18 protein-coding genes and 1 tRNA gene are annotated in these 19,967 nt (G+C 69.4%); 18 read left to right on the forward strand and 1 reads right to left on the reverse strand.

Going from position 1 to position 19,967, the window contains the following annotated elements:
• The first annotated feature begins 118 nt into the window (after window positions 1-118).
• From J1N50_RS12290 to J1N50_RS12370, 17 genes are all read left to right on the forward strand, one after another.
• Window positions 119-775: an XrtA/PEP-CTERM system exopolysaccharide export protein gene (locus J1N50_RS12290; protein WP_215353860.1), complete on the forward strand. Its 657-nt coding sequence runs from the start codon at window positions 119-121 to the stop codon at window positions 773-775.
• Window positions 776-822: 47 nt separating this feature from the next.
• Window positions 823-2,370: an XrtA system polysaccharide chain length determinant gene (locus tag J1N50_RS12295; RefSeq protein WP_215353862.1), complete on the forward strand. Its 1,548-nt coding sequence runs from the start codon at window positions 823-825 to the stop codon at window positions 2,368-2,370.
• A 14-nt stretch (window positions 2,371-2,384) separates the two neighbouring features.
• On the forward strand, window positions 2,385-3,410 hold the full coding sequence (locus tag J1N50_RS12300) for an AAA family ATPase (protein ID WP_215353864.1): 1,026 nt from the start codon (window positions 2,385-2,387) through the stop codon (window positions 3,408-3,410).
• On the forward strand, window positions 3,410-5,131 hold the full coding sequence (locus J1N50_RS12305; protein ID WP_215353886.1) for a hypothetical protein: 1,722 nt from the start codon (window positions 3,410-3,412) through the stop codon (window positions 5,129-5,131). Before J1N50_RS12300 ends, J1N50_RS12305 begins: the two co-directional genes overlap by 1 nt.
• A gap of 13 nt (window positions 5,132-5,144) precedes the next feature.
• Window positions 5,145-6,365: an XrtA/PEP-CTERM system-associated ATPase gene (locus J1N50_RS12310; protein WP_215353866.1), complete on the forward strand. Its 1,221-nt coding sequence runs from the start codon at window positions 5,145-5,147 to the stop codon at window positions 6,363-6,365.
• Window positions 6,366-6,534: 169 nt separating this feature from the next.
• Entirely contained in the window at window positions 6,535-7,395 is an 861-nt protein-coding gene (locus J1N50_RS12315) for an XrtA system polysaccharide deacetylase (RefSeq protein ID WP_215353868.1), read from the forward strand.
• Window positions 7,377-8,441 (forward strand): FemAB family XrtA/PEP-CTERM system-associated protein, encoded by a 1,065-nt coding sequence (locus J1N50_RS12320; protein WP_343227878.1) that lies wholly within the window; start codon window positions 7,377-7,379, stop codon window positions 8,439-8,441. The genes J1N50_RS12315 and J1N50_RS12320 overlap by 19 nt, the downstream gene beginning before the upstream one ends.
• Complete coding sequence (locus J1N50_RS12325; RefSeq protein ID WP_215353872.1) at window positions 8,441-9,646, forward strand: TIGR03087 family PEP-CTERM/XrtA system glycosyltransferase; 1,206 nt, start codon at window positions 8,441-8,443, stop codon at window positions 9,644-9,646. Before J1N50_RS12320 ends, J1N50_RS12325 begins: the two co-directional genes overlap by 1 nt.
• Window positions 9,643-11,154: an exosortase A gene (gene xrtA / locus J1N50_RS12330; protein WP_215353874.1), complete on the forward strand. Its 1,512-nt coding sequence runs from the start codon at window positions 9,643-9,645 to the stop codon at window positions 11,152-11,154. Before J1N50_RS12325 ends, xrtA begins: the two co-directional genes overlap by 4 nt.
• 13 nt (window positions 11,155-11,167) lie before the next feature.
• Window positions 11,168-13,063, forward strand: coding sequence for an XrtA/PEP-CTERM system amidotransferase (locus tag J1N50_RS12335; RefSeq protein WP_215353876.1), 1,896 nt, complete (start codon window positions 11,168-11,170; stop codon window positions 13,061-13,063).
• Window positions 13,064-13,141: 78 nt separating this feature from the next.
• On the forward strand, window positions 13,142-14,326 hold the full coding sequence (locus tag J1N50_RS12340) for a GNAT family N-acetyltransferase (RefSeq protein WP_215353879.1): 1,185 nt from the start codon (window positions 13,142-13,144) through the stop codon (window positions 14,324-14,326).
• On the forward strand, window positions 14,323-15,204 hold the full coding sequence (locus tag J1N50_RS12345; protein ID WP_215353881.1) for a cupin-like domain-containing protein: 882 nt from the start codon (window positions 14,323-14,325) through the stop codon (window positions 15,202-15,204). The genes J1N50_RS12340 and J1N50_RS12345 overlap by 4 nt, the downstream gene beginning before the upstream one ends.
• Window positions 15,205-15,285: 81 nt before the next feature.
• On the forward strand, window positions 15,286-15,504 hold the full coding sequence (gene infA / locus J1N50_RS12350; RefSeq protein WP_010162480.1) for a translation initiation factor IF-1: 219 nt from the start codon (window positions 15,286-15,288) through the stop codon (window positions 15,502-15,504).
• A complete protein-coding gene (locus J1N50_RS12355) occupies window positions 15,501-16,091 on the forward strand; it encodes a Maf family protein (protein WP_215353882.1) in 591 nt (196 codons plus the stop codon). Before infA ends, J1N50_RS12355 begins: the two co-directional genes overlap by 4 nt.
• Window positions 16,084-17,061 carry a ribonuclease gene (locus J1N50_RS12360; RefSeq protein WP_215353883.1) on the forward strand — a complete coding sequence of 326 codons (978 nt, stop codon included), beginning with the start codon at window positions 16,084-16,086 and terminating at the stop codon, window positions 17,059-17,061. Before J1N50_RS12355 ends, J1N50_RS12360 begins: the two co-directional genes overlap by 8 nt.
• Window positions 17,051-17,245 carry a DNA gyrase inhibitor YacG gene (locus J1N50_RS12365; RefSeq protein ID WP_215353884.1) on the forward strand — a complete coding sequence of 65 codons (195 nt, stop codon included), beginning with the start codon at window positions 17,051-17,053 and terminating at the stop codon, window positions 17,243-17,245. Before J1N50_RS12360 ends, J1N50_RS12365 begins: the two co-directional genes overlap by 11 nt.
• Before the next feature lie 96 nt (window positions 17,246-17,341).
• Window positions 17,342-17,417 (forward strand) — tRNA-Phe (locus J1N50_RS12370).
• A gap of 40 nt (window positions 17,418-17,457) precedes the next feature.
• Here the strand turns inward: J1N50_RS12370 and J1N50_RS12375 are convergent.
• The gene (locus tag J1N50_RS12375) at window positions 17,458-18,558 is read right to left on the reverse strand and encodes a YeiH family protein (protein ID WP_246553452.1); all 1,101 of its coding nucleotides are present in this window, start codon (window positions 18,556-18,558) and stop codon (window positions 17,458-17,460) included.
• A gap of 159 nt (window positions 18,559-18,717) precedes the next feature.
• Here J1N50_RS12375 and J1N50_RS12380 point away from each other — a divergent pair, with 159 nt between their 5' ends.
• Complete coding sequence (locus J1N50_RS12380; RefSeq protein WP_215353885.1) at window positions 18,718-19,746, forward strand: LacI family DNA-binding transcriptional regulator; 1,029 nt, start codon at window positions 18,718-18,720, stop codon at window positions 19,744-19,746.
• Window positions 19,747-19,967 lie beyond the last annotated feature (221 nt).

The raw sequence follows: 19,967 nt of genomic DNA on the forward strand, positions 1-19,967 counted from the left end.
CGCAAGACTAACGGTATATTCACCCTTTCGAGCAATAGCGGAAGCTGACGCAATGGGTTTCTTTGCAGCCGTTTAGGGACGGCAGGAGGCGCCCGGCTGCCCGAAAGGTGATTTGAATATGACGTCCTACCCCCCGCTTCACGCCGCACGCATCGCGCTGGTTGCGGGCATGGCCGCGACCGCCCTCGCGGGTTGCGCGGGCGGCGCGGGACCGGCGCCGCAGCTTCCCAGCGCCAATTTCGTCGCGAACCAGGAAGGGCCGGGCGAGGAATATATCATCGGCCCGCTCGACGAGCTGCAGATCTTCGTGTGGCGCAATCCCGAACTCGGCGGCAAGGTGCAGGTGCGCCCCGACGGCCGGATCACCACCCCGCTGATCACCGACATGCCCGCGGTCGGCAAGACGCCGACGATGCTGCAGCAGGATATCAAGCTGCAACTCAGCCAATATATCACCGATCCGATCGTCAGCGTGATCGTGACCAGCTTCAACAGCACCTTTTCGCAGCAGGTGCGCGTCGTCGGCGCGACCGAGAAGCCGGCGTCGATCCCGTTCCGCGCCAACATGACCGTGCTCGACGCGATGATCGCGGTCGGCGGCCTTGGCGAATATGCGGCGGGGAACAAGGCGCGCCTCGTGCGGTACGACAAGGGCACGGGCAAGCAGGAGGAGTTCGCGCTCCGCCTCAACGACCTCATCAAGCGCGGCGACATCAAGGCGAACGTCCGCTTGCAACCGGGCGATGTGATCATCATCCCCGAAAGCATGTTCTGATCCGCGCCGCCCCGACCGACATGATTGCCAAGGACTGACAGCGAGCGATGAACGGCCTTTACGACGAAATCCGGGTGGCGGTGCACAGCGTCTGGACGCGCCGCTGGCTCGTGCTCGCGGTCGCGTGGGGCATCTGCATCCTCGGCTGGCTCGCGGTCGCGTCGATTCCCAACCGCTATGACAGCCGCGCGCGGCTGCTCGTCGACGTCAACCAGATCCTGCCCGACGACGGCACCGGCGGCTCGCTCGGCGGCGGACAGCAGATCGACCAGATTCGCGAGACGCTGACCAGCGCGCGCAACCTCGAAAAGGTCGCGGCGACCACCGGCCTGATCGGCGCCGATGCCGGCGAGCGCGACAAGGCGGGGGCGGTCGCGATGCTGCAGCAGAATATCAAGGTCGTGCCGCAGCAGCAGAATATCTTCGAGCTGACCTCGTCGGTCGGGATCGGCAGCCTGTCCGACGCCGACAATGCGAAACTCGCGAGCGGGATACTCGACAGCCTGATCACCGTGTTCCGCGACGACCAGTTGCGCGGCGGCCGCGTCAACACGCGCGAAGGGCTGAAATTCCTCGACGCGCAGATCGCCGACCGTGAAAAGAGCCTGCGCGAGATCGAGGCGCGCCGCGCCGCGTTCGAGGCGCAGAATATCGGCCTGATCCCTGGCGGCACGGGCTCGCCCGCGCAGCGGGTCGAGGCGGCGCGCGCCGAACTCGGCCAGATCGACAGCCAGCTCGTCTCGGCGCAGGCGCAGCTTGCAGCCGCGAACGGCCAGCTTGCCTCGACCCCGCAGTCGATCCCCGGCGCCGGCGGCGCGGTGGGCGGAAGCGTCGCGCGCCAGCAGCTTGCCGGGGCGCAGAACGAACTTTCCTCGATGCGCGCGCGCGGGCTGACCGATGCGCATCCCGACGTCATCGCGTTGAAGAGCCAGATCGCGTCGCTCAAAGCCATCGCCGACCGCGAAGGCAGCGGCGGTGGCGGCGGCGGCGGCGGGATGCAGAATCCCGCCTATGCCTCGCTTGCCGCGATGCGCGCCGAGCGCCAGGCGACGGTCAGCGCGCTGACCGCGCGCAAGTCGCAGCTGATGGGCGACATCGCGCGCATCACCTCGCAGCAGATCCAGAACCCCGGCGTCGCCGCCGAATATGACCGGATCAACGGCGAATATACCGCGACCAAGGCGCAATATGACAAGCTGCTCGCCCAGCGCGAGCAGGTGCGGCTGCGCGGCGACGCGCAGACCGAAACCGACGCGATCAAGATCGAACTGCTCGATCCGCCGTCGAAGCCGACCAGCCCCGCGGCGCCGAACCGGCCGCTGTTCCTGACGCTGGTGCTGCTGGCGGGGATCGGTGGCGGCATCGGGGCGGCCTTCGGCCTCGCGCAGGTCCGCCCGAGCTATGCCACCGCCGCGAAACTCGAACGCGCGAGCGGGCTGCCGGTGATCGGATCGATCACCGAGGTGGTGACGCCCGACCGCCATGTCGAACGCCGGAAAAGGCTGGTGTGGCTCGCCAGCGGAGCGGGGGCGCTCGTCGGCCTCTATGCGCTGCTGCTGATCGCCGAATTCGTCCAGCGCGGCATGGTCGCGTGAGCGGGGAAGAGGACATGAACGACCAACGCCCCGTCAAGCGCCAGCCCTCACTGCTCGAACGCGCCGCCGACATGTTCGGCCTCGATCCCGCGAAAAACGCGTCGACGATCGACGTGTCGAAACTGCCGCCCGAACCCGAGAAGCGCGCGCGCAAGGCGAAGGCCGAACCCGCCGCCGAAATATTGCCGCCCGACATCGCCCCCGAACCCGCGATCGACGTGACGCCTGTTGTCGAACCCGCGCCGGCCAAACCCTCGCCGCGCAAGCATGTCGCGAAGGCGGCGCCCGCGATCGAGCCCGCGCGCCACGGCCGCATCGATCGCGACCGGCTCGCCGCGCGCGGCATGGTCGTGCCCGGCGCGCCGGTGACCGGCATCGCCGAGGAATATCGCATCGTGAAGCGCGAGATCATCCGCAATTTCGCGGGGACCGCGAACCGCCCGGTCGTGCCGCGCGGCCACCGCGTGCTGATCGCCTCGGCGAACCCCGGCGAGGGCAAGACCTTCACCGCGGTCAACCTCGCGCTCAGCCTCGCGGTCGAGGCCGACCACGACGTGCTGCTGATCGACGCCGATATCGCGAAGCCGAGCGTGCTCGAAACGCTCGGCCTCGAAAACGGCCCCGGGCTGATGGATGCGCTCGCCGATCCGCATCTGCCGCTCGCCGACTGCCTGATCCAGACCGACATTCCGGGGCTGAAGGTGATGCCTGCGGGCACGCAGCATATGCACGATACCGAACTGCTCGCCTCGGCGCGCACCGAATCGCTGCTCGCGCAGCTCGAACAGGGCGCGCCGGGCCGGATCGTCATCCTCGATTCGCCGCCGGTCCTCGCGGCCTCGCCCGCGGCGGTGCTCGCGGGCCATGTCGGCCAGCTCATCATGGTCGTCCGCGCCGACCAGACGATGGAAAGCGCGCTGCGCGACGCGATCGGCCTGATGGGCGCGTGCCCGCACATCCAGCTGCTGCTCAACGGCGTGAAATTCTCGCCCGGCGGCCGCCGCTTCGGCACCTATTACGGCCAGGGAGGCGGTGCGTGATGTCTCCCCGTTTCACCTTGCGTACAGGGGCAGCGCTTGCCGCGTTGCTGCTCGCGGGAACCGCGACGAGCGCTGCGGCGCAATTCTCCGGCGATCCCGGCGCCGCGTCCAGCGATGCGGGCGCGAGCAGCGCGCCTTCGGCGTCCGAAACCGGCCGCAAGGCGAAGCGCGGCGAACGCAAGAAGCGCCAGCGGCAGGTCGACGTCAGTCCCTATCTCGAGGTCGATCAGGTGCTGACCGCCGACTTGAAGGGCGGCGACGGCGATGTCCTGACCTACACGACCGTCGCGGTCGGGGTCGACGCGGCGATCGTGACGCGCCGCGCCGAGCTTGCGGGGACGATCCGCTACGAACATCGCTTCGGCGAAAGCGGCGGGCTCAGCGACGCCGATATCTTGAGCGGCCTCGTGCGCGGCCGCCTCGAAGCCGCGCAGGGGCTGAACCTCGAAGCCGGGGCGCTCGCGACGCGCGCGCGCGCCGACGGGCAGGGCGCCGACGGCGGCTTCTTCATCGGGGGCGGGACCAATGTCGCCGACCTCTATTCCTTCTACGCCGGGCCGACCTTCGCGCGGCGCATCGGCAACCTCGACGTCGGCGCCGGCTATCGCTTCGGCTACACGAAGGTCGAGGTCGACAATCCCGCGGTGCTTGCGCCCGGCGTCCAGCCGCGCGATGTCTTCGACCATTCGACCAACCATGTCGCGTGGGGCAGCATCGGCCAGCGGCCGGGCGACCTGCCGTTCGGCTGGCAGCTCTCGGGCGGCTGGGAGCGCGAGGATGCAAGCCAGCTCGACCAGCGTTTCGACGGCAAATACGCCCGCGCCGACATCACCGTCCCGATCTCGCCCACCGTCGCGCTGCTCGGGGGCGTCGGTTACGAGGATGTCGAGATCGGCCAGCGCGACCCCGTGGTCGATGCGAACGGCGTGCCGGTGCTCGACGCGAACGGCCGCTATGTCACCGACACATCGAGCCCGCGCCAGCTTTCGTTCGACGTCGACGGGCTGATCTGGGACGCGGGCGTGATGTGGCAGCCGAGCCGCCGCACCTCGCTGACCGCGCGCGTCGGCCGCCGCTATGGCGATACCGTCTATACCGGCAGCTTCGCCTATCGCCCCGACCATGCGACCCTGGTCCAGGTCGGCGTCTATGACGGGCTGTCGAGCTTCGGTCGCGGGCTGTCGACCGGCCTCGCAGCGCTGCCGACGCAGTTCGACCCGACGCGCAACCCGGTGAGCGGCGAGGTCAACACCTGCGTCTTCGGCGAACAGACCGGCGGCTGCCTCAACAACCAGCTCGGCAATGCGGGGACGTTCCAGTATCGCAACCGCGGCGTGCAGGCGATCCTCAGCTCGACCTACGGCCGCTGGAGCTACGGCGTCGGCGTCGGCTACGACCGCCGCCGCCTGCTCGTGCCCGCCGCGTCGCCGCTCGCCTATCTCGATGGGACGAAGGACGAGAGCTATTATCTCTTCCTGACCGCGGGGCGCCAGCTCGATGCCGATTCGGATCTCAGCATTGCGGGTTATCTGAACTATTACGACAATGGCGCGCCGGGGTCGGGCGATGTCCAGTCGGCCGGGATTTCGGCGGCCTATTCGCGGCGCATCTGGCGCTCGCTGACGGGCAGCGCGGCGGCGGCGCTGAGCGCGTTCGACCAGGACGGCTTCAACAGCCGCCTGATCGGTTCGGCTTTGGTGGGCCTGCGGTACAATTTCTGATCGGGGAATGTCGATGTACGATCAATATTATGGTTTCACCGGTCGGCCCTTCCAGCTGACGCCCGATCCGGCTTTCTATTTCGAGAGCGGCACGCACCGCAAGGCGATGTCCTATCTCGGCTACGGTCTCGCGCAGGGCGAGGGGTTCATCGTCATCACCGGCGACGTCGGCGCCGGCAAGACTACGCTCGTCGGCCATTTGATGAACACGATCGATCCCAACCGCCTGACCGCGGTCAAGCTGGTGTCGACGCAGGTCGAGGGCGACGACCTGCTCCGCCTCGTCGCCGAACAATTCGGGATCGAGTGGGAAGAGCAGAGCAAGGCCGAGCTGCTCCGCTCGATCGAGCAATATCTGCGCGAACAGGCGCGCGCCGGGCGCCGCACCCTGCTGATCGTCGACGAGGGGCAGAATCTCGCGATCTCGGCGCTCGAAGAGCTGCGGATGCTGTCGAACTTCCAGCTCGGCGACCATTCGCTGCTGCAGATCTTCCTGCTCGGCCAGCCCGAATTCCGCCAGACCCTGTTCCACACGCCCGCGCTGGAACAGCTTCGCCAGCGGGTGATCGCGACGCATCACCTCGACCCGATGGAGCCCGAGGAGGTCGAACCCTATATCCTCCACCGCCTCAAGAAGGTCGGCTGGACGGGCAATCCCAGCTTCGCGCCCGAGGCGTTCGAGCTGATCTACGACTATAGCGACGGCGTGCCGCGCAAATTGAACGTGCTGGTCAGCCGCCTGCTGCTGTTCGGTGCGGTCGAGGAACTGCACCGCATTTCGGCGCAGCATGTCCGCAACGTGATCGGCGAGATCGAGGCCGATCGCGGGATCGACGAGGCGAGCCTGGCCCCGCTGCCGGTCGAGGAGGTCGTCGCCCACGCCGCCGCCGCGGTCGCGGCGCCGCAGGCGGCAGCCGGCGCCGCGAGCGACGGCCGCCCGCCCTTTGCCGCGCCCGCCGATTTCGCCGCGGCGCGGACGCTCGTCGCCGATCAGGCCGGGACGCCAGCCGCTGCCGACGACGGGATCGAGCTTGTTTCCGAACCCGTCGCTCAGGCCTCGGCCGTCCAGGATGCCCGGATCGCCGAGCTGCAAAACCAGATCGCCAGCCTCGAGGCGCGGCTCGTCGAACAGGATGCGGCGCTCCGCCGTGTGCTCGACCTGCTCATCGAATGGGTCGAACGCGATCCCGAAAATTCGCCCAACCCGCAAAATTCGCAGGTTTGGGCCGCGTGACGATCCCGGACGGCGCCAATCGATAAGGCGTTTCCCCGCGAAGGCGGGGAACCATCATCCGGAGCCGGAAGATTGGCATCGACCGGTGATGGGCCCCCGCCTTCGCGGGGTAACACATCTTTTACTCGGAGCCGATCCCGCACTAGAAGATCGGCGAAGGTGAGGAAAAATGCAGAACGGCCTGTCGGTCGATGTCGAGGACTGGTTCCAGGTCGGCGCCTTTGAGCGCACGATCGACCGTGCCGACTGGCCGACGCTGGAATGCCGGGTCGAGGCAAATTGCGACGCGGTGCTGCAAATCTTCGCCGATGCGGGCGCCAAGGGCACCTTCTTCACGCTCGGCTGGGTCGCCGAACGCTATCCGGCGCTGATCCGGCGGATCGTCGATGCTGGGCACGAGCTTGCCAGCCACGGCTACGATCACAAGCGCGTTTTCAACATGACCGCCGACGCGTTCGCTGCGGACCTCAAACAGGCGCGGGCGATCCTCGAAGACCTCGGCGGGGTCGCGATCCGCGGCTATCGGGCGCCCAGCTTCTCGGTCGATACGCGCACGCCGTGGGCGCACGCCGTGCTCGCCGAACAGGGCTATGCCTATTCGTCGAGCGTCGCACCCGTCGTCCACGACCACTATGGCTGGCCGCAAAGCCCGCGCCACGCCTGGCGCCCGCTCCCCGACAGCGACCTCGTCGAATGGCCGGTGACCACCGCGCGCTTTGCCGGGCGCACGCTCGCGGCGGGCGGCGGTGGCTTCATGCGCCTGCTGCCCTATGGCTTCACGCGCTGGGCGATCGAGCGGATGAACGCCGAGGGGCACCCCGCGATCCTCTATTTCCATCCGTGGGAGATCGATCCCGGCCAACCGCGCGTCGCCGATGCGCCGGTGAGGTCGAGGATCCGCCACTACACCGGTCTTTCAGCGATGGTCGGCAAGCTCAAGAAATTGCTCGCCGATTTCGAATGGACCCGCGCCGACACGCTGCTGCCTGCGCAGCAGGAGCGCGCGCAGCCGTGGCGCGCCGCGGCGTGAACGCGCCGGTCCAGCCGCCGGTGCCGCTGGCCGATGCCGACGCGTGGGATGCCTATGTCGCCGCGCATCCAGACGCGACGCCCTTCCACAGCCGCGCGTGGTGCGAGGCGATCACGCGCGCGACGGGCCATCGCTGCCACCTTCTGACCGCGCGCGGCGCGGGCGGCGTGCTTGCGGGGCTGCTGCCGCTCCATCACATTCGCTCGCCGCTGTTCGGCCAGGCGCTCGTCGGCAGCGGCTTCGCGGTCGGCGGCGGCCTGCTCGCCGACGATCCCGCGACCGCCGCGACGCTCGCGGGTGGCGCGGCGGACATGGCGAAATCGCTCGGCGTGCCGTCGGTCGAGCTGCGCGGCGGCCCGCAGCCCGAGGGCGAGGGCTGGCACCGCGAAGAGGGCGTCTATGCGGGCTTCGCGCGCGGCCTTGCCGCCGATGACGACGCCGAACTGCTCGCCATCCCGCGCAAACAGCGCGCCGAAGTGCGCAAGGCGCTCGAAAGCGAGTTGACGGTCACGACCGGCGCCGACGCGGCCGAACGCTGCGACCATTATCGCATCTATGCGACAAGCGTCCGCAACCTCGGCACCCCGGTCTTTCCGAAGCCGCTGTTCGACGCGGTGCTCGACGCGTTCGGCGCGGATGCCGATATCCTGACCGTGCGCGCGAACGGCGCGCCGGTCGCGAGCGTGCTCAGCCTCTATTGGCGCGGTACGGTGATGCCCTATTGGGGCGGCGGCACCGCCGACGCGCGCAGGCTGCGCGCCAACGAGCTCATGTATTTCGCGCTGATGCGCCACGCGCGGGCAAAGGGTTGCACGCGCTTCGATTTCGGCCGCTCGAAACTCGGTACCGGTCCTTTCGCGTACAAGAAGAATTGGGGCTTCGAGCCCGAACCGCTCGTCTATGCGCGCTGGCTCGCGCCCGGCGAACGCCCGCGCGATACCAACCCGACCAGCGCCAAATACCGGCTGCAGGTCGACCTCTGGAAGAAGCTCCCGCTGTGGGCGGCGAACCGCATCGGCCCGCTGATCGCGCGCGGGCTGGGGTGATGGTCGAGATCCTGTTTCTGGTTCACCGCGCGCCCTGGCCCCCCGACCGCGGCGACCGCATCCGCAGCTGGCACATGGTCCAGGCGCTGGCGAAGCTCGCGCCCGTCCACGTCGCCGCGCTCGCAGACACGGCCGAGGATGCGGCCATCGCCGAGGCGAAACTTGCCCCGCTTTGCAAGAGCCTGTGCATCGAAGTGCGCACCGTCTCGCGCCCGGTCGCGCTTGCGTCGGCGGTGCTGCGCGGCGAACCGGTGTCGAACCGCCTGTTCTGGAGCGCGGCGCTCGCCGAGCATGTCGGCGCGCTGCTCGCGCTGGGCAAGGTGAGCCATATCGTCGCCTTCTCGGGGCAGATGGCGCAATATCTGCCCGCCGGGTTCGCGGGCCCGGTGGTCATGGATTTCGTCGACGTCGATTCGGCGAAATTCGCCACTTATGCGGAGCAGGACAAGCGCCAACCGCTCCACTGGGTCCATGCGCGCGAGGCGCGGAGGCTCGGTGCATTCGAGGCCAAGGTCGCGCGCGCCGTCGACGCCAGCCTGTTCGTCAGCGAGGCCGAGGCGGCGCTGTTCCGGGCGCGCAGCGGGCTCGGCGCCGACACGGTGCATGCCGTCGGCAACGGCATCGACACCGGCCATTTCGATCCCGCGCTGCCGTTCGACCGCGTGGGCGAGGGCGACGGCCCGCTCGCGGTCTTCACCGGCCAGATGGACTATCGGCCGAACATCGACGCGGTGCGCTGGTTCGCGTCGGATATCCTGCCGCGCATCCGCCGGCATCACGCGCAAGCGCGCTTCGCGATCGTCGGCCGCGCGCCGGCCGAAGAGGTGCGCGCGCTCGAAACGCTGCCCGGCGTGACCGTCACCGGCGAGGTGCCCGACGTCCGGCCGTGGCTCGCCGCCGCCGATGCGGTGGTCGCGCCGCTGCTCCTCGCGCGCGGGGTTCAGAACAAGCTGCTCGAGGCGATGGCGATGGCGCGCCCCGTGGTCGCGAGCGCCGCCGCCGCGACGGGGATCGACGCTGCGCCGGGCGAGCATCTGCTCGTCGCCGACGGGGCCGATGCGATGGCCGACGCCGTCGTTCGCCTGTTCGACGACCCCGCCGCCGCCGCCGCGATGGGAAGGGCGGCACGGACGCAAATGATCGCGCGCTACGGCTGGGATGCAAGGCTCGCGCCGCTCGCGCGCCTGCTGGGGCTCGCGGCATGACGGCGCCCGCCATCGCCCGCCCGCGGGAGTGGACGCGCTGGCAGCGCCACCTTGCCGCGCTCGCGGGCGTGGCGGCGGCAATGCTCGCGGTCTTCCACCGCGACGCCGCCGACATGGCCGGCATCTGGTGGCACAGCTCGACCTTCACCCACTGCCTGCTGATGGTGCCGATGATCGGCTGGCTGGTGTCGCAGCGCACCGCGCTGCTGCGTCCGCTGACGCCCGCCTTCTGGTGGCCCGCGCTGGTCTGGATCGCGGGCGCGGGGCTGGTGTGGCTGGTCGGCGAGGCGGCCGGCGTGGGCCTGTTCAGGCAGCTCGGCCTCGTCCTGATGCTGCAGGGCGCGGTGGCCGCGACATTGGGGCCGAAGATCGTGCGCGGGCTGCTGTTCCCGCTCGCTTATGCGCTGCTCCTCGTGCCGTTCGGCGAGGAACTGGTGCCGCTGCTCCAGACGCTCACCGCGAAAATTGCGCTTGCGCTGCTGCATCTGTCGGGGCTGTCGGCCGAGATCGAGGGGGTGTTCATCACCACCCGCGCCGGCTTTTTCGAGGTGGCCGAGGCCTGTTCGGGGGTCAATTTCCTGATCGCGATGCTCGCCTATTCGGTGTTCGCGGCGCACCTCTGTTTCAAAAGCTGGACGCGGCGCATCCTGTTCGTCGGCCTCGCGCTTGCGACGACGATCCTCGCCAACGCGCTGCGCGCCTATGGCACGATGGTCGCGGCCGAAATCTGGGGGATCGAGGCCGCAGGGGGGATCGATCATGTCTTTTACGGCTGGATATTCTTCGGCCTCGTCATCCTGCTGGTGATGCTTGTCGCGCGGCGCTGGTTCGACCGCCCCGCGAACGATGTCGCGGTCGATGTGGGCGGGCTGGGCGGCACGCCGCGCCGCGCCGGTCACGCGGCGGCTGTCCTGTGCGGGGCGATCGCCATTCCGTTGCTTTTTGTCGGCTGGGCGTCGCTCGTCGGCGGGCGCACGGCAGAGTTGCCCGCAACGATCGCGGTCGCGGCCCCGGCCGGATGGACCGCCGCAACGCCCGAGTCCGTCGCGTGGCAGCCCCGCTTCGACGGCGCCGACCGGCGGGTCGTCCGCCATTTCGCCGATCGACAGGGGAAGCGCGTCACGGTCGCGATCGGCGGCTATGAACGGCAGGGCGAGGGGCGCGAGGTCGCCGCCTTCGGGCAGGGCGCGGTCGATCCCGACGGCAAATGGGCGTGGAGCGCCGCGCTCCCGGCCATCGACGGCGGCAAGACCGAACGCCTGCTCCACCCCGGCCCGCTGCTGCGCGACGCCGCGAGCTGGTATGTCGTGGACGGCACCGCAACGGGCAGCGCGCGGACCGCGAAACTGGCCGGGCTGAAGGCGCGCCTGTTCGGCGGCGACCCCCGCGCGCTGTCGCTGATCGTCTCCGCCGAAGCGGCGCACGGCGGCCGCGATGCGATCGCTGCTTTCGTTTCCGCGTCGGGTGGAGCGCAGGCGATGGCTGACCGCGCGCTCGAAACGCGTTAAGGCCGCTTTCTATATGTGCGGGATCGCGGGAATTTATCATCTGGAGACGGCGAAGCCGGTCGATCCCGCGCGGCTTCGCGCGATGCTCCACCCGATGGCGCATCGCGGCCCCGACGGCAGCGGCACCTGGACCGCGCCCGGCGTCGGTTTCGGCCACCTCCGCCTGTCGATCATCGATATCGCGGGCAGCCTGCAGCCGATGGCGAGCGACGACGAAATTGTCACCATCACCTACAACGGCGAAATCTACAATTTCCGCGAGCTGCGCGCCGAGCTCGAGGATCGCGGCCACCGCTTCCGCACCAGCGGCGATACCGAGGTGATCCTCGCGGCGTGGCGGCAGTGGGGCGTCGAATGCCTGTCGCGCCTGAACGGCATGTTCGCCTTCGCCATCCACGACCATGCGCGCGGCTGCCTGTTCCTCGCGCGCGACCGGCTGGGGGTGAAGCCGCTCCACCATGTCCGGCTGTCCGACGGGTCGATCGCCTTTGCGTCGGAGCTCAAGGGGCTGCTCCGCCATCCGCTGCTGCGGCACGAGCCCAATCTCGCCGCGGTCGAGGATTTTCTCGCGCTGGGCTATGTCCCGGACGATAACTGCATCGTCGCGGGGGTCGAGAAATTGGCCGCAGGGCACTTCCTCCTCCTCGAACGCGGCAAGCCGTTCCCGGCGCCGCAGCGCTGGTGGGCGCCCGATTTTTCGCGGCGCGTCCGCGTCGGCGAGGCCGAGGCCGCCGAGCATCTCGTCCACCTGATGCGCGCCGCGGTCACCGACCGCATGGTGGCCGACGTGCCATTGGGCGCCTTCCTGTCGGGCGGGGTCGACAGCAGCGCGGTCGTCGCGCTGATGGCGGAGGCAAGCGCGAAGGCGGTCAAGACCTGCACGATCGGCTTCGACCAGGCGGCGCTCGACGAGACGGCCTATGCGCAAGCGATCGCCGAACGCTTCGCGACCGATCACCGGACGCGCACCGTCGCCGCCGCCGATTTCGCGCTCGTCGACAGGATCGCCGACATGTTCGACGAACCCTTCGCCGACGCGAGCGCGCTGCCGACCTACCGCGTCTGCGAACTCGCACGCGAGCAGGTCACCGTCGCGCTCTCGGGCGACGGCGCCGACGAGGCGTTCGCGGGATACCGCCGCCTGGTATTCCAGCATCAGGAGGAGCGGCTGCGCGGCCTCATCCCCGGCGTGCTGCGGCGCGGCCTGCTCGGCCCGCTGTCGCGCGTCTGGCCGCAGATGGACTGGGCGCCGCGTCCGCTGCGCGCGCGCGCGACGCTCGCCGGTCTGTCGAAGGGCGGGACAGAGGCTTATGCCGAGGCGGTCGGCGTGACCGGTCCCGCGCAGCGCGCGCGGCTCTACAACGACGCCGCGGTCCATGCGCTCGGCGACCATATCGCCGAAGCGCGCTACTGGAAGGCGATGAGCGAGGCGTCCGCGCGCGAGCCGCTCGACCGGGCGCAATATGCCGACCTGATGATCTGGCTGCCCGGCGACATCCTGACCAAGACCGACCGGATGAGCATGGCGGTCAGCCTCGAGGCGCGCGAGCCGCTGCTCGACTATCGCCTGATCGAATTCGCCGCGAGCCTGCCCGCGTCGATGCGGGTCAAGGGCGGGACGGGCAAGGCTATCCTCAAGCAGGCGATGGAACGCTATCTGCCGCACGATATCCTCTACCGGCCGAAGATGGGCTTTGTGACGCCGGTGACGCAATGGTTCCGCGGGCCGCTCGCGGCGCAGGCAAAGGCGCTCGCGGCGTCGGCGACGCTCGCGCGGTCGGGCTGGTTCGACATGGCCGAAATCGAACGCATCGTCGCCGCGCACCAGTCGGGACGCCGCGATCACGGGAGGCTGATCTGGCAATTCTTCATGCTCGAAAAGTCGCTGGCGAGGCTGTTCGGGATATAGTTTCCCCTCCCGCTTGCCGGGCGGGACCTGGACGAATTGCCATCTCCTCTTAACGCTTCGATGCTAGGATAACCGGCGATGACGGTCTATCCAGCCTTTCCGGCCACCGCCGCCGCAGCTCCGGATTCGGCGCCGCTCGCGGTGCGCATCGTCGACCCGCTGGCGCTGTCCGACGACCTGGCCGCGGCGTGGGACGGGCTTGCCGACGAGGCGAGCGAGCCCAACCCGTTCGTCGAGCGCTGGTGCCTGCAACCCGCGCTCCACCTGCTCGACCCCGCGCGCGAGGCGCGGCTGGTCATGGTGATGGGCGGCCGCGACGGGCCCCTGATCGGCGTGATGCCGCTCGCCTCGGCGGTCAAATACGGACCCTTGCCGCTGCGCCACGTCACCGGCTGGGCGCATCCCAATCATTTCCACGGAGCGCCGCTCGTGCGGGCGGGGATGGAGCATCTGTTCTGGTCGATCCTGCTCGGCTGGTGCGATGCGGCGGGCTGGGCGCACACGCTGATCCATGTGCCGCGCCTGACCGGGGATGCGCCGCTGCACCGCGCGCTCGCCGACGTGTCGCGCGATCGCGGCGCGGCGGCGGAGATCGTCCACCGCGAGGAGCGCGCGCTGCTCGAGAGCGATCTTTCCCCGGCCGCCTATTGGGACGTCGCGGTGCGCGCGAAGAAGCGCAAGGAGCTGCGCCGGCAGGCAAGCCGCCTTGCGGAGGAGGGGCGCGTCTCCGTCCGCCGCTGGACCGGCGAGGAGCCGATAGAACAATGGATCGGCGCTTTCCTCGACCTCGAGGCGCGCGGGTGGAAGGGGCGCGCGGGATCGGCGCTCGCCAGCCACGGCGATACCGAGGCATGGTTCCGCGCGATCGTCGCGGCGGCCGCGGCGGCGGGCAGGCTCGACATGCGCGCGCTGGTGCTGAACGATCGCCCGCTCGCGATGCTCGTCAATTTCCTCGCCGTCCCCGGCGCCTTCTCGTTCAAGACCGCGTTCGACGAGGATTATGCCCGCTTCTCGCCCGGCGTCCTGCTCCAGCAGGCGAACCTCGACCTGCTGGACGATCCGCGCATCGCATGGGTCGACAGTTGCGCGGCGCCCGGCCATCCGATGATCGACAGCGTCTGGCGCGAGCGGCGCCATCTCGTCTGGGTCAACGCGCCGCTCGGCGGCAGCGGCGACCGGCTGCGCTTCCGGGCGCTCGCGACGGCCGAACGACTATGGCGGCGTTGGAAACGCCCCGCTGCGAAGGTAGAAGACCAGCCATGACCGGCCAACCCATCCTCGACCAGCCCGCCATCGACCGGCGCGTGTTTCCCGCGGAAACACTTGCGCGGATGGAAACGCTCTATCCGGCGCAGGCGGGCTTGCTGCACCACCGCCTGCCCGAACATCGCCTGCTGTCGCTCGACGCGCTCGCGGCGCTGGGTGAAAGCCTGCCGGTCGGCCAGGTCGAATATAATCCGGGCGACGTGCCGATCGGGATCGCGCCCGAGGATGTGCCCTCGAACGGCCTGTCGATTGGGGAGACAATCCGCACCATCGACACCAATGGAAGCTGGGCAGTGCTCAAGAATATAGAGACGGTGCCCGACTATCGCGCGCTGCTGATGGACCTGCTCGGCGAACTGGCGCCGGTGGTCGAACCGCGCACCGGCGCGATGCTGACGCCGCAGGGTTTCATCTTCATCTCGTCGCCGCGATCGATCACCCCGTTCCACTTCGACCCCGAACATAATATCCTGCTCCAGCTGCGCGGGACCAAGGTGATGCACGTCTGGCCCTCGGGCGACGAACGCTTTGCGCACCGCACCCAGCACGAGCGCTATCACACCGGCGGGCATCGCAACCTGCCGTGGCGGGACGACTATCTCGGCGCCGCACAGCAGGTGCCGCTGGGCCCCGGCGACGCGGTGCTGATGCCGGTGATGGCGCCGCATTTCGTCGCCAATGGCGACGCGCCCTCGATCTCGCTGTCGATCACCTGGCGCAGCGAATGGAGCTACCGCGAGTCCGAGGCGCACGCCGCCAACGCCGCGCTCCGCCGCATCGGCCTCGACCCGAAGATGCCGCCGCGCTGGCCGAGTTATGCGTGGGCCAAGACCGTCGGCTGGCGCGTCGCGCGAAAGCTCGGCATCGTCGCATGACGGCTGTGACAGATTGCTTTCAATTGCCGCAATTTGGCGTTATGGGCCCGCATCCCGATATTTCGAGCCCCTAGAGGATAGATGGCGAAAGAAGAACTTCTGGAAATGCGCGGCCAGGTGGTCGAACTGCTCCCCAACGCGATGTTCCGCGTGAAGCTGGAAAACGACCACGAGATTCTGGGCCACACGGCCGGCAAGATGCGCAAGAACCGCATCCGCGTTCTGGTGGGCGACGAAGTGCTCGTCGAGCTCACCCCCTATGACCTGACCAAGGGTCGGATCACCTATCGCTTCAAGTGAGCGGCGCGGCGACCTCTCCCGCGCTGGTACTGGCATCGACCTCGCCGCGCCGGCGCGAACTGCTGGCGCGGATCGGCCTGACGCCGGCGCGCATCGCTGCTCCGGAAATTGACGAGAGCCCGCTGAAGGGCGAGCTGCCGCGCGCCTATGTCGCGCGGCTTGCCGAAGCGAAGGCACTGGCGGTCGAACGCGCGGCGGGCGAAGTGGTGCTCGCGGGCGATACGACCGTCGCGGTCGGCCGCCGCATCCTCGAAAAGCCCACCGACGAGGCCGATCTGCGACGGATGCTGGCGCTGATGTCGGGCCGCCGTCATCACGTCTGGTCGGGCGTCTGCGTCGTCGGCGCCGACGGCAGGCCGCGCGTCCGCGTTGTCGACACGATCGTCGCCTTCAAGGCGCTGAGCGCGGCCGAGATCGACTGGTATGTCGCCAGCGGCGAGGGGATGGGCAAGGCCGGGGGCTACGCCATCCAGGGCAAGGCCGAGGTCTTCGTGCGCTTCCTGTCGGGCAGCCACTCGAACGTCGTCGGCCTGCCGCTGTTCGAGACGCGGGCGCTGTTGACGGCCGCCGGGGTGCCGCTTGGCTGAGTGGCTGTACGAGGACGGCATCGGCGAGCGCCGCGCCGCGCTCGTCGAGGACGGAGAGATCATCGAAGCGCGGATCGAGCGCGACGGCGAAGGGCCGCGCGTCGGGGCGGTCGTGGCGGCGCGGCTGGTCGAGGCGGGGAGGGGCGCGCGCGTCACGCTCGACCTGCCCGGCGCGCCGCAGGCGACGCTGGCGTCGGTCCCGCCCGGAACATCGATAGGCGCGCGCCTCAACGTCGAGATCGTTCGGATGGCGCTCAGCGAACGCGGGCGCGACAAGCCGGCGCGGGCGCGCATCACCGATGCGGCGTCGGCGGATGGGCCCGACCTGCGCGCCCGGATCGCGGCGAGCGGTACGCCAGTTACCGATGTGTCGCATCCCGGTCCCGACCGGCTGGAGGAGGCGGGCTGGTCCGAACTGATCGACCGGGTCCGCACCGGTCACGTCCCCTTTCCGGGCGGCGCGCTGTGGGTCGACGCGACCCCCGCGATGCTGCTGATCGACATCGACGGCGAGGGCGATGCGTTCGCGCTGGCGAAGGCGGGGGGCGCCGCCGCGCTGCGCCTCATCCGTTGCTGCGACGTCGGCGGATCGATCGGCATCGACTTCCCGTCGCTTGGCGGCCGCGCCGAGCGGCAGGCGATCGATGCGCTGGTCGACGAGCTGTTGCCGCCGCCTTTCGAGCGCACCGCGATCAACGGCTTCGGTTTCTTGCAGATCATCCGCCGCCGCGAACGCCCGTCGCTGATCGAGCAGGTGCGATTCGATCCCGTCGCGACCGACGCCGCGCTGCTGCTCCGCCAGGCCGAACGCGCGCGCGGCGCGGGCGTGCTGCAACTCACCGCGCGCGCGGCCGTTGCCGACCATATCGCCGCGCACCCGCAATGGATCGCCGAGTTGCAACGCCGCAGCGGTCGCCCGGTCGAGCTGGCGCGCGCCGCCGAGATGAAAGGAGTGGGCCATGCCCAGTGAAACCTCTGCAAAACCCGGCAAATGCCCGCTCTGCGGCAAGCCGCGCGTCCAGCAATATCGCCCCTTCTGCAGCCGCGGCTGCCGCGACCGCGACCTCAATCAATGGTTCGACGAGGGCTATCGCGTGCCCGCGCACGAGGGGCCCGACGGCGGCACCGGCGACGGCGGTTTCGAGGGCGATTGAGACGCGAATTTTGCGCAACAAAGCCACTGGACAGGATCAAAAGCCGTGCCTATAGCCGCCGCTCGCCTGCAGGCCGACCGGCCTAGCGAAGGCCGTGCCCGGGTAGCTCAGTTGGTAGAGCATGCGACTGAAAATCGCAGTGTCGGCGGTTCGACCCCGTCCCCGGGCACCATATTTCCAGACCGATTTCGGGCCACCGGCGCGGCGGCGATTCAGACGATCGCCAGCGCGAACAGCAGCGACGCGGCAAAGCTCGTCAGCGACGCCAGCAACACCGGCACCGCCGCGCGCCAGCCCATCTCGAGCAGCAGCTCCAGCCGCGTCCGCATCGCGGTCGCCGTCACCGCGAGCAGCAGCAGCGCCTTCGACCCGGCGAGCGCGGCGGCGCGCATCGCTTCGGGGATCGGTGCCACGCTGTTCAGCGTCACCATCGCAAAGAAGGCCGTGATGAACCAGGGCAGGGCGAGGCGCCGCCAGATGCGCGTGTCGCCACCGCCCTCGGGCTTCAGCAGCACCCCGACGAGCGCGACGACCGGCGCGAGCAGCGCCACGCGCGCGAGCTTGACGATCGTCGCGCTCGCTCCCGCCGCGTCGGAAAAGGCGTAGCCGCCGCCGATCGCCTGCGCGACATCGTGGATCGACGCGCCGATCAGGAAGCCGGCCTGCTTGTCGCCGAGGCCGAATTCGCCCGCGAGCAACGGATAGATCGTCATCGCAAGCGCGCTCGCGAGCGAGACGCCGACCAGGGTCAGCGCGAACTGCGCCTGCGACAGCCTCTGCTTTCCGATCACGCCATAGAGCGCGAGCGCCGCGCTCGCGCCGCAGATCGCGGTCGCGCCGCCCGCCAGCAATCCGGCGTAGGGCGTCTGCCCCGACAGCCGCGCGCCCAGGAACCCGGCGCCCATCGTCAGCGTCATGATCACGATCAGCGCCGCGAACGGCACCGGCCCCAGCACCGCGATCTGCCCGAAAGTGACCTGCAGCCCCAGCACGACGATGCCGATGCGCAGAAAGCTGCGCGACGCGAAATCGAGCCCGCGGTGCGTCACCGCGTTCGCCGAGACGAAGTTGAGCGACAGCCCGACCAGCAGCCCCAGCAGGATGATCGGGAAACCATAATGATCGGACAGCCACGCCGCCGCCGCCGATCCCGCCGCGCAGGCAGCGAGGCCTGGAAACAGGCTGCCCTTCGGCGCGGTTCCCGCCTTGACCTGCGCCAGATGCAGCTCGCCGAACAGGTCGCCGCCGCTCGGCAGGTCGTTCCAGTGCGCGTGCCGCATCGAGGTGCCGGCGTTTCTGTCCAGCGCTGTCATGGGATCGCGCCATATCGCGAGCCGAGGGAGGCGCGCAAGGCTTCTCTTGCGGTGCGTGGCGCAACGCGCCAAAGCGGACAGCGATGGTCAATCGGCCGGAACGGGGAGACGTGCAGCCGTGACAGGGATTTGCCAGCCGGGGACGGAGCGCTCGCGCGCATGACCCGGGCGACGATCAAGGATGTCTCGCGCGTCGCCGGCGTGTCGATCAAGACGGTGTCGCGCGTGCTCAACAAGGAACGCTATGTCAGCGACGACATGCGGCAAAAGGTCGAGGAGGCGGTCGCGCGCCTCAACTACCATCCCAGCCTCGCCGCGCGCACGCTCGCCGGTCGGCGCTCGTTCCAGATCGGGCTGATCCACGACAACCCCAGCCCCTATTATATCTTCAACATGCAGGCCGGGGTCGGGCAGCGCTGCCGCGAGGCGAACTTCCGCATGATCATCCAGCCGTGCGACATCAACTCGCCCGGCCTCGTCGACGATATCGGCGCGCTGATCGATCAGGCGCAGCTCGACGGCATCATCATGACCCCGCCGGTGACCGACGTCGGCACCGCGCTCGCCGAGCTGTTCCGGCGCAAGATCCCCGTCGTCCGCGTCCAGCCGGGCACCGACCTCACCGCGACCTCGGCGGTTTACATCGACAATGTGCAGGCGGCCGACGACATGACCGCCTATCTCATCTCGCTCGGCCATCGCCGCATCGGGCTGGTGACGGGGCATGCCAATTATTTCGCCAGCGGCCAGCGGCTGACCGGCTACCGGCAGGCGCTGCAGCGCGCGGGCATCGGGTTCGACGCCGCGCTCGTCTTCCCCGGCCAGTTCGATTTCCAGTCGGGCGCCGCGGCGGCCGAGGCGCTGCTCGCGCTTCCCGAGCCACCGACCTCGATCTTCGCGAGCAGCGACGAAATGGCCGCGGGCGTGCTCGCGGCTGCGCATCGCATGGGCGTGTCGGTGCCGGGCCAGCTCTCGGTCGCGGGCTTCGACGACACCGACCTCGCGCAGGTCGTCTGGCCGTCGCTGACGACGATCCGCCAGCCGATCCGCGACCTCGGCTACGCCGCCGCCGACCTGCTGCTCGAATTCGGCGAGACGATCGAGCGGCGGCAATTGCCGCACGAACTGATCGTCCGCGGATCGACCGCGCCGCCGCGGCCAATGGCTCCCGGATCAAGTCCGGGATGACGAAGGCCTGAAAACGACCGGTTACTGCCATAAGATCCTCCCCATCGACTTGCGATGGGGAGGGGGAGTGCAGGGTTGGATTGCCCCCGGCAATACAAGTCCAGTCCGGGGGACTGGACGACCCGGCACTCCGCGAAGCGGTGGTGGAGGGGCGGCGGGCGTTAGCGAGCGCTGCGCGCTCGGCCCCTCCGTCAGCCCTTCGGGCTGCCACCTCCCCATCG

Origin of the sequence: Sphingopyxis soli (assembly GCF_018682675.1) — a bacterium.
GTDB lineage: Bacteria > Pseudomonadota > Alphaproteobacteria > Sphingomonadales > Sphingomonadaceae > Sphingopyxis > Sphingopyxis soli.